The following is a 12,782-nucleotide window of genomic DNA, read 5'->3' as shown; positions in this document are numbered from 1 at the left end:
ATGCAGTAGGTGCAGCGCAGATTGCACTTGTCGATCACCGACAGCCGCAGATCGGTGGCGCGGCGGCCGTGGCGGTCCACCAGTCCCGCCCGGGGCGGGGCGGGACTGGGCGCCGGTCCCGCACTGCGGATCTGCGGAAGTCCCAGGGAAACGCTCATGTCACCGCCTCAGGCACCTCAACCGGCGCAATAGCACAGGCTTCACTTACTTTATTCAGCCACACTATGGGCTCACTCCGCTGACCCACAAAAGTTACCGACCCTCGCCCGAGACCCACTCGAGACCGGCTGCCCCTGACAATGGGGACACAATTACAGCAGGCCTGAATGACGAAATGCCGAGAAACTTATTAGGACCATTTTCGAACCTTCCGCACGCGGGGCAGACCACCTCGGATTGCTGCCAGTCCGGGCTAGAACGGGGACAGCGGGCCCACTTTGTGAAACAAAGTTCTCCCTCTGAAACATATGACGCGTCAGCATTCCCCGCGGAATCCAGCGAAGGCAGGACGACGCGCGGCGCGATGACCAGTAGCGCGTAAGAATGGCATTCTTGCCGGCGAATTACTAGGTTTTTTTTCATGACGACCGACTCCTTTCCGCCGCGCATCGATGGTCCTGCTTCCGACGCTCTGCTCAAGCTCGGGAAGTTCTTCACCCGCTGGGAGGAGAGCCCGGACCGGCGCGCTGTGTTCCGTGAGGGAGGTCGGGCCGGCGACGCCTTCTACCGCAACCGGTGGAGTCATGACAAGGTGGTCCGCTCCACGCACGGGGTGAACTGCACCGGATCGTGCTCGTGGAAGGTCTACGTCAAGGACGGGATCATCACCTGGGAGGCCCAGGAGACCGACTACCCCTCGGTGGGCCCGGACCGCCCGGAGTACGAACCCCGCGGCTGCCCGCGCGGGGCGGCCTTCTCCTGGTACACCTACTCCCCCACCCGGGTGCGCTACCCGTACGTGCGCGGGGTGCTGCTGGAGATGTACCGGGCAGCCAAGGCCGAGGTCGGCGGGGATCCGGTGCTCGCCTGGCAGGCGGTGGTGGGGGATCCGGAGAAGCGCCGGGCGTTCCAGCAGGCCCGCGGCAAGGGCGGGCTGGTGCGCTCAAGTTGGCAGGAAGCGCTCGAGATGACCGCCGCCGCCCACGTGCACACGATCAAGACCTACGGCCCCGACCGGTGCACCGGGTTCTCCCCGATCCCGGCGATGTCGATGGTCTCCCACGCGGCCGGGGCCCGGTTCATCAACCTCATCGGCGGGGTGATGAACAGCTTCTACGACTGGTACGCCGATCTGCCGGTGGCCAGCCCGCAGGTCTTCGGGGACCAGACGGATGTGCCCGAGTCCGGTGACTGGTGGGATGCGACCTATTTGATGATGTGGGGCTCCAACATCCCGGTCACCCGCACCCCGGACGCGCACTGGATGGTCGAGGCCCGCTATCGCGGCACCAAGGTCGTCTCGGTCAGCCCCGACTACGCCGACAACACCAAGTTCGCCGACGAGTGGCTGCCGGCCCAGGCCGGCACCGACGCCGCCCTGGCCATGGCCATGGGACATGTGATCCTCAAGGAGAACTTCGTGGACCGGCGCGTCCCGTTTTTCGAGGACTACGTGGTGCAGTACACCGACCTGCCCTTCCTCGTCACCCTCGAGCAGCGTGGCGACGGCGCCGTGGTGCCGGGCAAGTTCCTGCACGCCGCCGATCTGGGCGGGGATGAGGCACAGGTCTCCGACGCGGTGTTCAAGACGGTGCTGATCGACCGCGACGCCGGCGCCCCGGTGGTGCCCAACGGGTCGATGGGCTTCCGCTACAACACGGCCGACGAGGGGAAGTGGAACCTGGATCTGCAGGGGGTGCGCCCGGCACTGTCGATCACGGACGCGGCCTCCTACACCGGGACCAGCAGTGCGGTGGAGTTGCCCGCGTTCACCGACGCCACCGGCGAGGGCTCCGTGATCCACCGTGGGGTGCCTGTCATGGAAGTGGCGGGGCGGACGGTGACCACGGTCTTCGACCTCATGCTCGCCCAGTACGGGGTGGGCCGGGACGGGCTGCCCGGGCGGTGGGCGTCCGGGTACGACGACGTCACCACCCCCTATACCCCGGCCTGGCAGGAGGAGATCACCTCGGTGCCGGCGGCGGCGGTGGCCCGCATCGCCCGGGAGTTCGCCACCAACGCGGAGAAGTCGCAGGGTCGGTCCATGATCATCCTCGGCGCCGGCATCTGCCAGTGGTACCACGGGGACGTCACGTACCGGGCGATCCTGGCGATGCTGATGCTGTGCGGGTGCCAGGGCCGCAACGGCGGGGGATGGGCCCACTACGTGGGTCAGGAGAAGGCCCGGCCGATCACCGGGTGGGCGGCGATGGCCGCGGCCACCGACTGGACCCGTCCGCCGCGGTTCATGATCGGCACCGCGTTCTGGTACATGCACACCGACCAGTTCCGCTCCGACGGCTACTCGTCGGACTCGCTGCAGTCCCCCCTGGCCCAGGGTCACTTGAAGGGCATGCACACCGCCGACGTGGTCGCCAAGTCCACCCGCATGGGGTGGATGCCGTTCTATCCACAGTTCGACCAGAACTCCCTCGATGTCGCCGACGCCGCCGCCGAGGCGGTGGCCCGCGGGGAAGCAGAGGATGAAGCGTCCTGGGTGGCGGAACGACTCAAGACCGAGGACATGCGTTTCGCCGTCGAGGACGTCGACGCCCCGCAGAACTGGCCGCGCACCCTGGTGCTGTGGCGCTCCAACCTGCTGGGCTCTTCGGCCAAGGGTGAGGAGTACTTCCTCAAGCACCTGCTGGGCACCCACCACAACGTCATGGGCCAGGACCACACCCGGTCCCGGCCAAAGGACGTGGCCTGGCACGAGCAAGCGCCCGAGGGCAAACTCGACCTGCTGGTCTCGGCCGACTTCCGCATGACCAGCTCGACGCTGCTGTCCGACGTCGTGTTCCCGGCGGCGACCTGGTACGAGAAGCACGACCTCAACACCACGGACATGCACCCCTACATCCACGCGTTCACCCCGGCGATCAACCCGCCGTGGGAGGCCAAGACCGACTACGACCTGTTCCGGCTGCTGGCCGAGGAGTTCTCCCGGCAGGCGCGGACCCACCTGGGGGTCCGCAAGGACCTGGTGGCCACCGCGCTCACCCACGACACCCCGGGGGAGATCGCCCAGCCCGGCGGGCACGCCCCGGATTGGAAGGGCACCGACATCCCCGCCGTGCCCGGCAAGAATCTGCCCGATCTGAAAATCGTGGAGCGGGACTACACCGCGGTCGGGCAGAAGTTCCTGGCGGTGGGGCCGCTGGCCGAGAAGCTCGGGTTCACCACGAAATACATCACCTACGACGTCTCCCACCAGGTCGGCCAGCTCGCCCGGAAGCACGGAGTTTTCGACTCCGGGGCCGCGGCCGGGCGCCCGGCGGTGGACACCGACGCGCGGATGGCCGAGGCGATCCTGCTGTTCTCCGGCACGACCAACGGGGAGCTGGCCGTGCAGGGCTTCGAGACCCTGGAGAAACGCACCGGGGTGCAGCTGGCCGATCTGGCCCGCGGATCGGAGGAGAAGCAGATCACCTTCGCCGCCACTCAGGCCGCCCCGGTCCCGGTGATCACCTCCCCGGAGTGGTCCGGTTCGGAGACCGGGGGCCGGCGCTACGCCCCGTTCACCATCAACATCGAACGCCTCAAGCCCTTCCACACCCTCACCGGGCGGATGCACTTCTTCCTGGACCACGACTGGCTCAAGGACATGGGCGAGTCGTTGCCGATCTACCGCCCGCCCCTGGACATGCACCGCCTGTTCGGGGAGCCCAAGCTCGGGGAACGGGGGGAGCTGTCGATCGCCGTGCGGTACCTGACCCCGCACAACAAGTGGTCGATCCACTCGGAGTACCAGGACAACCTGTTCATGCTCTCCCTCTCCCGCGGCGGCACGACCGTGTGGATGAGCCCGCAGGACGCCGCACTCATCGAGGTCGCCGACAACGACTGGGTCGAGTGCGTCAACACCAACGGGGTGTACATCGGCCGGGCCATCGTCTCCCACCGGATGCCGGCAGGGGTGGTCTACGTCCACCACGCCCAGGAGCGCATCATCGACGTGCCCAAGTCCGAGGCCACCGGCCGCCGCGGCGGGATCCACAACTCGGTCACCCGCATCCTCGTCAAACCCACCCACATGATTGGCGGCTACGCGCAACTGTCCTGGGCCTTCAACTACCTCGGGCCCACCGGCAACCAGCGCGACATCGTCTCCGTGGTCCGCAAGCGTTCCCAGGAGGTTCAGTACTGATGCGAGTCATGGCTCAGGTCGCCATGGTGATGGCCCTCGACAAGTGCATCGGCTGCCACACCTGTTCGGTCACCTGCAAACAGGCGTGGACCAACCGCGCCGGCACCGAGTACGTGTGGTTCAACAACGTCGAGACCCGCCCCGGGCAGGGCTACCCCCGCCGGTACGAGGACCAGGAGAAGTGGAAGGGCGGCTGGGAGCTCAACCGCCGCGGCAACCTCAAGCTGAAGTCCGGTGGGCGGTGGGCGAAGCTGGCAGGATTGTTCGCCAGTCCCGTCCAGCCCGAGCTCAACGACTACTACGAGCCGTGGACCTACGACTACGAGAACCTGATCAACGCCCCGGCCGGCACCGACTTCCCGGTGGCCCGCCCCAAGTCCCTGATCACCGGCGACGACATGAAGATCGAGTGGTCGGCCAACTGGGACGACAACCTCGGTGGCGCCGCCGAGCTGGGGCACCTGGACCCGGTGGTGGAGAAGGTCCGGCGTGAGTCGGAGGAGAAGATCAAGTTCGAGTTCGAGCAGACCTTCGCCTTCTACCTCCCCCGGATCTGCGAGCACTGCCTGAACCCCTCCTGCATGGCCTCCTGCCCGTCGGGGGCGATCTACAAGCGCGTCGAGGACGGCATCGTGCTCGTCGACCAGGACAAGTGCCGCGGCTGGCGCCAGTGCGTCACCGGCTGCCCGTACAAGAAGATGTACTACAACCACAAGTCCGGCAAGGCCGAGAAGTGCACCTTCTGCTACCCCCGCATCGAGGTGGGCATCCCCACCGTGTGCGCCGAGACCTGCGTGGGCCGGCTGCGCTACATCGGCATCTTCCTCTACGACGCCGACCGGGTCACCGAAGCCGCCGCAACCCCTGACGAACGAGACCTCTACGAGGCGCAGCTGGATCTGATGCTCGATCCGCACGACCCGGGTGTGATCGCAGCGGCCCGGGCCGAGGGCATCCCCGAGGACTGGCTGGACGCGGCCCGGAAGTCCCCGGTCTACACCCTGGCCAAGGAGCTGCGCGTGGCCCTGCCCCTGCACCCCGAGTACCGCACCATGCCCATGGTCTGGTACGTCCCGCCGCTGTCGCCGGTCGTGGACTTGCTCAAGGACCAGGGCCACGACGGCGAGGACGCCGGCAACCTCTTCGGGGCGATCGACTCCCTGCGCATCCCGGTGGAGTACCTCGCCGAGCTGTTCACCGCCGGGGACACCGAGAAGATCCGGGAGGTGCTCAACAAACTGGCAGCCATGCGCTCCTACATGCGCGACATCGCCCTGGGCCAGGAGGCGGACGAGTCCATCGCCGAGGCGGTCGGGATGACCGGGGCCGAGATCCAGAAGATGTACCGACTCATGGCGATCGCCAAATACGAAGAGCGCTACGTCATCCCCTCCGCCCACCTGGAGGACGCACACAACCTCGAGGAGATCGGCTGCTCCCTCGACGTGGACGGTGGGCCCGGCATGGGCCAGACCGGGGTGTTCGGAGAGGCCTCCGGCACGCCGATGCCGGTGGCGGTCGAGAACTTCAACGCGCTGCAGGCACGCCAGCGCGGCGAGGACCCCACCGGCAACGAGAACCTTGGGGGCCGGGTGAACCTGCTCAACTGGGACGGCCGCGGCGCCCCGCAAGGGTTGTTCCCGCCCCGTGACGGAAACGGGGCCAGCTGATGGGACTGCTGGAGAAGCTGCTCGGCAAGGCCGGCCCTGGCACGGTCGATCCCGGTGCGTACACCGACGACCGTCCCCGGCGCAGTGCGGTGGCCCGGCAGGCGGCCGCCGTCCTGCTGGGCTACCCGGATCACGAGCTCCTGCAGATGTTGCCGACCCTGCATGCAGCGCTCCAGGAAGTCGGAGCACCGGTCACGGAGGTCGAGGAGCTGTTCGCCTGGTTCACCGCCCGGCCCCTGGAGCAGGTGCAGGCCGACTACGTCCAGGAGTTCGACCTCTCCCGACGGCACAGCCTGCACCTGACCTACTGGACCGACGGGGACACCCGACGCCGCGGGGAAGCCCTGGCGGCGTTCAAGCAGGTCTACCGCTCCCACGGAGCCGAACTCGACGAGTCCGAGCTACCGGACTACCTGCCGCTCGTGCTGGAGTTCACCGCCAAGGTCTCCCCCGAGGACGGCTACGAACTGCTGCAGCGCTACCGCCCGTCCCTGGAGTTGCTACGACTGTCGTTGCGCGACGACCACCTGCCCCACCGCGGCGCCGTCGCCCTCGTCTGCTCCACCCTGCCCGGGGTCTCTCCCGAGGACCGCGACGCCCTGATGCGCATGGCCGGATACGGCCCACCCACTGAGTCCGTGGGCCTTGACCCCTACGACCCCCGGCTGCTGCCCGTCACCGAAAGGAACAGCCCATGAACCCCATGGCCCCGGCCCTCCAGAATGTCGACGTGGGCGTGAGCAGCATCCTGCTGTGGGGCGTGCTCCCGTACGTGGTGCTGGCCATCGTCATCGGCGGCACCATCTGGCGGTACAAGTACGACCAGTTCGGCTGGACAACCCGTTCCTCCCAGCTCTACGAGTCCCGCATCCTGCGCATCGCCTCCCCGCTGTTCCACTTCGGGATCCTTGCGGTGCTGGCCGGACACATCATGGGCCTGTTCATCCCATCGTCCTGGACCGAGGCCGTGGGCATGACCGAGGGTATGTACCACTTCCTGGCCCTGAGCATCGGCACGATCGCCGGGGTCGGCACCCTGCTGGGCATCGTGCTGCTCGTGTGGCGCCGCCGCACCACCGGACCCGTGTTCATGGCCACCACCAAGAACGACAAGTTCATGTACGTCATGCTCCTGGCGGCCCTGCTCACCGGGCTGGCCACCACCGTCATCTCGGTACTCGACCACGGAGTCCCGGACTACCGGACTACCGTATCTCCGTGGTTCCGCTCCATCTGGATCTTCCAGCCTGATGTGGCAGCCATGGCCGCGGCCGGGCCGTCCTTCAAGCTCCACGCGCTGTGGGCGATGGCCCTGTTCGCGATTTGGCCCTTCACCCGCCTGGTCCACGCCTTCACAGCACCGGTGCACTACCTCTTCCGCCCCTACATCGTCTACCGCTCCCGCGACCGTGGCTCCTCGTCCCATCTCGCACCCGTGCGCCGGGGCTGGGAACCCGTGGGCACCCAGGACCGCGTCCGCGGTACCACGAAGGCACCCACGGGCCGCAACCGCGCCGGCCGCCACTAACGTCGCACCCCGACCACCGACCGTACGAGGACGCCATGTCATCCACCTCCCCCACGAGCACTTCCGGCACCATCACCCCGGACCTCAAGGCCGGGCAGCTGCGCAACCTCATCCTCGCCACTCTCGCCTCAACGATCGGGTTCTGGGCCTGGACGATCGTGGGGCCGCTGTCGAAGCGCTATGCCCAGCAAATGGAACTCGACGCGACCCAGACCGCCGTGCTGGTGGCCATGCCGATCCTCGTCGGCGCCGTCTGCCGGGTACCCGTCGGCGCGCTCACCGACCGCTACGGCGGGCGGGTGATGTTCACCGTCATCCTGGGCCTCACCGCTCCGCTGGTGCTGCTCACCGGAATAGTGGGACAGCTGAACAACTTCGGGCTGCTCGTGGCCGTGGCGTTCTTCCTCGGCATCGCCGGCACTGTCTTCGCCATCGGCATCCCCTTCTGCTCGGCCTGGTACGAGTCCCACCGCAAAGGCTTCGCCACCGGTGTCTTCGGCGCCGGCATGGTCGGCACCGCCGTCTCAGCGTTCTTCACCCCCCGCCTGGTGGCCGGCATCGGCTACCTGGGCGCCCACATCACCATTGCCGTGCTCGTCGCCCTTACGGCGGTGGCCTGCTGGCTGATGCTGCGCGACTCCCCGGTGCACGCCGCGAAGACACCCGAGCCGGTGCTGCCGAAGATCAAGCACGCCTTCACCCTGAAGGTCACCTGGCAGCTGTGCTTCCTCTACGGGGTGGTCTTCGGCGCGTTCGTCGCCTTCTCCAACTACCTGCCAACCTATCTCGACAACGTCTACGGATTCGACGCCACCGCCGCCGGCACCCGCACCGCCGGCTTCGCACTGGCCGCCGTCATCGCCCGCCCGATCGGCGGGATCCTCGCCGACAAGATCGGCCCCAAGACCGTCACCCTGGCCTCCTTCGCCGGCACCGCCGTGCTCGCCATGGTCGTGGCCTTCCAACCCGGTCAGGAACGCGTCTACGGCCCCACCTTCCTGCTCATGGCCCTCTTCCTCGGTCTGGGCACCGGTGGAGTCTTCGGCTGGGTCGGCCGAGCCGCCCCGGCCAAGGACGTCGGCACCATCGGCGGCATCATCGCCGCCGCCGGCGGACTGGGCGGATACTTCCCACCCTTGGTCATGGGCGCCACCTACAACCCCGAGAACAACAGCTACTTCGTGGGCCTGACACTGCTGGCCGGCTTCGCGATCCTGTCCTTGTTGCTCGCCCTCACCGTACGCAACGGCGGGAAGGTCGACGAACGAACCCGCCCCTGAACACCACCACCAACTGCCCCCACCGCCGGCGCGGAGGTCCCCGCGCACCGCGCTGACGGCCACCCACGACAGGACACACATGACAGGCCATCCCCCGGCCGATGACGCCACCCCCCACGCACCCCCGCTGGCCGGACCCGCCACGGCACCGGGACCGGCCACGGATCCCGTCCGGTCCGATTGGAACCCGCGGGGCCCGCAGGTCCGTCGCAACCCCGTGGCCGCCTACGACGAGCTGCGCTCACGCTGTCCCGTGGCCCGCGATGCCAGTGGTGCTTGGACGTTGTTCACCCACGCTGACGTCACCGCCGCCGCGCTGGACCACGAGAACTTCTCCAACGCAGTCTCCCGCTACCTCCAGATACCCAACGGCCTTGACGGGCCCGGCCATACGGCGTTCCGCGCCCTCATCGAGCGATACTTCACGGCAGAACGCATCGCCAAGCTCGAGCCCACGCTGGAACAGGTCGCCACCGACCTCATGGGGCAGATCGACATTCCCGGGGAAATCGATGCCGTCGAGATCGGCTCCCACTTTGCCGTCAGGGCGCAGACCGCGTGGCTGGGGTGGCCCGAACACCTCGAGGACGAGCTGCTTGAATGGATGAAGGACCACCGTGCCGCAACAAGGTCCCGTGACCGATCCCGCACCGCCGAGGTGGCACAGCGTTTTGACGCCATCATCCGGTCGCTGATCAGCGCCCGACGCGAAGCCGGCCACGATGCCCCCTGTGACATCACCACTGAACTCCTCCGAGACCGCCTTGATGGCCGGGAGCTCACCGATGAGGAGATCGTCTCGATCCTGCGCAACTGGACGGGCGGAGACCTAGGATCGATGGCACTATGCGCCGGCGTGGTACTCACCTACCTGGCCGACCACCCCCACCTGCAGAACCGGCTGCGCTCCGGGGTGACCGGCCGGGAGTTCAACGCGATCCTCGACGAAATCCTCCGAATCGATGACCCCTTCGTCGCCAACCGACGCATCACCACAGAACCCGTCGCCGTCGGCGGCCGCCAGCTCGCCGCCGGTGAGCAGGTCATCCTGAACTGGACCGCCGCCAATCGCGACCCGCGCATTTTCGGAGACCCAGACACGTTCGACCCGGCCGGCAACGCCCCGTACAACCTGGTCTACGGGATCGGCAAGCACGTGTGCCCCGGACGCCCGCTGGCAACCCTCGAGCTGCGGGCACTGACCCGTGCGATTCTCAACGCCACATCGATGATCCGCCCCGATCCCGGCCGAACAAGAGAACGCGAACTGCCACCAGGCGGCGGATTCGCCACCGCCCCACTTCGTCTGCGGTGACCTCGGCAGACCAACACGCCACAGGGCAAGAAACAATTCTCACCTCGCTGACACGGCAACTCGTGTCGGTGCTCCTTGAAAAGTAGGCCAGTTCCGCTCCTCGAAAAGTAGGCCACCCGGCCCCAGATTGGGTGGATGATTTCAGTGCAGGACTGGGCGGAGATTCGTCATCTTCACTTCGCGGAAGGTCTTTCGGCGCGGGCGATCGCGTCCCGGCTGGGACTGGCGCGGGCGACGGTGTCGCGGGCGCTGCGGGCCGAGGCGCCGCCAAAGTACTCCCGGCCGCCAAAACCGTCGGGCTTCGACGCCTACGAGCCTGGGGTGCGGACGTTGCTGGCTCAGTTCCCCACGATGCCGGCATCGGTGCTGGCCGAGCGGGTGGAGTGGACGGGCTCGGCGTCGTGGTTCCGCAAGCGCGTGGCGGTGCTGCGCCCGGAGTACCTGCCGAAGGACCCGGCGGACCGGCTTCAGTATCGGCCCGGGGATCAGGCCCAGTGCGATCTGTGGTTCCCGCCGACGTCGATCCCGCTCGGGGCCGGGCAGGTCGGTACTCCGCCGGTGCTGGTGATCGTCGCCTCGTACTCCCGGTTCCTCACCGCGCGGATGCTGCCCTCGCGCACGAGCGAGGATCTGGTGGCGGGGATGTGGTCGCTGCTGGCCGACCAGCTCAAGGCGGTACCACGGCGGCTGGTGTGGGACAACGAGGCCTGTATCGGCCGGCGCAACCGGCTCGCCCAGGGGGTTCCGGAGTTCACCGGGGCCCTGGGCACCCGCGTGCTGCAGTTGAAGCCCTTCGACCCAGAGTCCAAGGGCATCGTCGAGCGGATGAACCAGTACCTCGAGACCTCGTTCCTGCCCGGCCGGCGCTTCACCTCACCGCTGGACTTCAACGCGCAGCTGGCGCAGTGGTTGCCGGTGGCCAACCAGCGGCGGGTACGAGCGATCGCAGCCCGCCCCACCGAGCGGATCAGAGTTGACCGGGCCGCGATGCTGCCTCTGCCCCCGAACGCCCCAGCGATCGGGCGGCGGAGCCGGATCCGGCTGGGCCGGGACTACTACATCCGCCAAGCCGGCAACGACTACTCCGTGGACCCGGCAGCGATCGGAGCCATGGTCGAGGTTCTCACCGACCTCGACACCGTCACGGTCACCTCCGAGGGGCAGATCCTGGCCGCCCATCAACGGGCGTGGGCGAAGAACATGACCATCACCGACCCAGCGCACGTGGTCACCGCGGCTACGCTGCGGGCCGCCTTCCAGCAGCCCCGCCCAGTCCCCGATGACGAGGAGCTGCTGCGGGATCTGTCGGTCTACGACCGTGCCTTCGGCGTGGAGATCATCGAGAGCACCACGATCGACGGGGAGGTCGCCTGATGAGCGAGGACACGCTGAAGCAGATCGCCTACCTGGCCGCAGCACTGAAAGCACCCCGGATCACCCAGACGGCCGCGAGACTGGCCGACCAAGCCCGGGCAGGCGGGTGGTCGCACGAGGACTATCTCGCCGCGGTCCTGGACCGAGAGGTCGCCGCCCGCAACGCTTCCGGGGCGCAGCTGCGGATCCGCGCCGCAGGATTCCCTGCCCCCAAGACCGTCGAGGAGTTCATCTTCGATCACCAACCCGGCATCCGCCGGGCCGATCTGGCGCCCTTGCTGGCCGGTCACTACCTCGCCGAAGCCCGCAACGTCGTGCTGTTGGGCCCGCCCGGCACCGGAAAAACGCACCTGGCCATCGCCTTGGGCGTCGCCGCCTGCCACACCGGCCACCGGGTGCTTTTCGGCACCGCCAGTCAGTGGATCGATCGCCTGCACCGCGCGCACGCCCAGGACCGGCTGGCCGCTGAGCTGACCAAGCCCAACGCTACGGACTGATCATCGTCGACGAGGTCGGCTACCTGCCCTTCGAACAAGACGCAGCGAACCTGTTCTTCCAGCTCGTGTCCTCCCGCTACGAACACGCCTCGCTGATCCTCACCAGCAACCTTCCCTTCGCCCGCTGGGGAGAGGTCTTTGGTGACCAGACCGTTGCTGCCGCGATGATCGACCGCGTGGTTCACCACGCCGAGGTCCACACCCTCAAAGGCGCCAGCTACCGACTCAAACACCTCGGAACCGACACGCTCCCTAGCGCCGCCATCACCGAGCAGACAAACTAACCACAACCACGTGGTCCACTATTCGACGAGCACTACCGGCCCACAATTCCAAGAGCGCTGACACAACTCGAGCCCGGTCCGCTGAAGACATCTTCTGTTCGGAGGGGAAGGCCCGACTACAACCTCGCCTCAGTGGGCCGATGTCCGGTAGCCGGGCCATATGTAAAGCGCGTCGTCCCGCCTTTGCCCCGTCTTCACCCACGACTTCGCGCGGTTCTGCATTATCGGCCCCGGCGTGCCGGACGCCCACGTGGACACCCGTCCGGGCACTTGACTCCCACTAATCGCCAATCACAGGGCCGCCGCCTACCACCGCGTCCCCTGGAAGCCGCGGACGAAGGCCGTTTTCCGGCGCCTGGATCACGCCAATATCTACCTGCTCATTGCCGGCACTTACACCCCTTTGGCCGTCAACGGGGACTGTAAGAACAACGGTGTGTGAGGGTCCGGCCTGATCCGAAAGGAGACGGCCGTGTCAGAGTCCACGACCGAGATGACAGGCATGATGATCGATCCCGTGACGGGAGA

The 12,782-nt window shown here is 67.5% G+C and carries 9 protein-coding genes and 2 pseudogenes; 10 read left to right on the top strand and 1 reads right to left on the bottom strand.

The features are described from left to right. Nucleotides 1-158: pseudogene (locus BJF77_RS22175) on the bottom strand (GTP 3',8-cyclase MoaA); the annotation flags it as partial. 422 nt (nt 159-580) lie between these two features. On the opposite strand from BJF77_RS22175, the gene BJF77_RS16975 reads away from it, so the two are divergent. The 10 genes and pseudogenes from BJF77_RS16975 to BJF77_RS16935 form a co-directional block, all read left to right on the top strand. Continuing rightward, a complete protein-coding gene (locus tag BJF77_RS16975) occupies nt 581-4,306 on the top strand; it encodes a nitrate reductase subunit alpha (RefSeq protein WP_075872900.1) in 3,726 nt (1,241 codons plus the stop codon). Next, entirely contained in the window at nt 4,306-5,976 is a 1,671-nt protein-coding gene (gene narH, locus BJF77_RS16970) for a nitrate reductase subunit beta (RefSeq protein ID WP_075872899.1), read from the top strand. The genes BJF77_RS16975 and narH overlap by 1 nt, the downstream gene beginning before the upstream one ends. After that, complete coding sequence (gene narJ / locus BJF77_RS16965) at nt 5,976-6,674, top strand: nitrate reductase molybdenum cofactor assembly chaperone (protein ID WP_075872898.1); 699 nt, start codon at nt 5,976-5,978, stop codon at nt 6,672-6,674. Before narH ends, narJ begins: the two co-directional genes overlap by 1 nt. Further along, nucleotides 6,671-7,504, top strand: a complete 834-nt coding sequence (gene narI / locus BJF77_RS16960) for a respiratory nitrate reductase subunit gamma (protein ID WP_075872897.1) — start codon at nt 6,671-6,673, stop codon at nt 7,502-7,504. Before narJ ends, narI begins: the two co-directional genes overlap by 4 nt. 35 nt (nt 7,505-7,539) lie before the next feature. Next, nucleotides 7,540-8,784 carry an MFS transporter gene (locus BJF77_RS16955; RefSeq protein WP_075872896.1) on the top strand — a complete coding sequence of 415 codons (1,245 nt, stop codon included), beginning with the start codon at nt 7,540-7,542 and terminating at the stop codon, nt 8,782-8,784. A 217-nt stretch (nt 8,785-9,001) separates the two neighbouring features. After that, a complete protein-coding gene (locus BJF77_RS16950; RefSeq protein ID WP_255396337.1) occupies nt 9,002-10,099 on the top strand; it encodes a cytochrome P450 in 1,098 nt (365 codons plus the stop codon). Nucleotides 10,100-10,234: 135 nt separating this feature from the next. Continuing rightward, complete coding sequence (istA, locus tag BJF77_RS16945; RefSeq protein ID WP_075872894.1) at nt 10,235-11,473, top strand: IS21 family transposase; 1,239 nt, start codon at nt 10,235-10,237, stop codon at nt 11,471-11,473. Continuing rightward, nucleotides 11,473-11,970, top strand: a complete 498-nt coding sequence (locus BJF77_RS22895; RefSeq protein ID WP_369821437.1) for an ATP-binding protein — start codon at nt 11,473-11,475, stop codon at nt 11,968-11,970. Before istA ends, BJF77_RS22895 begins: the two co-directional genes overlap by 1 nt. Beyond that, on the top strand, nt 11,967-12,254 hold the full coding sequence (locus BJF77_RS22890; protein WP_369821438.1) for an ATP-binding protein: 288 nt from the start codon (nt 11,967-11,969) through the stop codon (nt 12,252-12,254). Before BJF77_RS22895 ends, BJF77_RS22890 begins: the two co-directional genes overlap by 4 nt. Nucleotides 12,255-12,552: 298 nt before the next feature. Next, a pseudogene (locus BJF77_RS16935) lies at nt 12,553-12,666 on the top strand (hemolysin III family protein); the annotation flags it as partial. Between the last annotated feature and the right edge of the window lie 116 nt (nt 12,667-12,782).

Source organism: Kocuria sp. CNJ-770 (genome assembly GCF_001942375.1).
Lineage (GTDB): Bacteria > Actinomycetota > Actinomycetes > Actinomycetales > Micrococcaceae > Kocuria > Kocuria oceani.
Note: the sequence above shows the minus strand (reverse complement) of the source record. Positions and strands in the feature narration are given on the sequence as shown.

Excerpts from the sequence above, each read along its gene's own strand:
- BJF77_RS16975 (WP_075872900.1), top strand. The coding sequence starts at position 581 with ATGACGACCGACTCCTTTCCGCCGCGCATCGATGGTCCTGCTTCCGAC.
- narH (WP_075872899.1), top strand. The coding sequence starts at position 4,306 with ATGCGAGTCATGGCTCAGGTCGCCATGGTGATGGCCCTCGACAAGTGC.
- narJ (WP_075872898.1), top strand. The coding sequence starts at position 5,976 with ATGGGACTGCTGGAGAAGCTGCTCGGCAAGGCCGGCCCTGGCACGGTC.
- narI (WP_075872897.1), top strand. The coding sequence starts at position 6,671 with ATGAACCCCATGGCCCCGGCCCTCCAGAATGTCGACGTGGGCGTGAGC.
- BJF77_RS16955 (WP_075872896.1), top strand. The coding sequence starts at position 7,540 with ATGTCATCCACCTCCCCCACGAGCACTTCCGGCACCATCACCCCGGAC.
- istA (WP_075872894.1), top strand. The coding sequence starts at position 10,235 with ATGATTTCAGTGCAGGACTGGGCGGAGATTCGTCATCTTCACTTCGCG.
- BJF77_RS22895 (WP_369821437.1), top strand. The coding sequence starts at position 11,473 with ATGAGCGAGGACACGCTGAAGCAGATCGCCTACCTGGCCGCAGCACTG.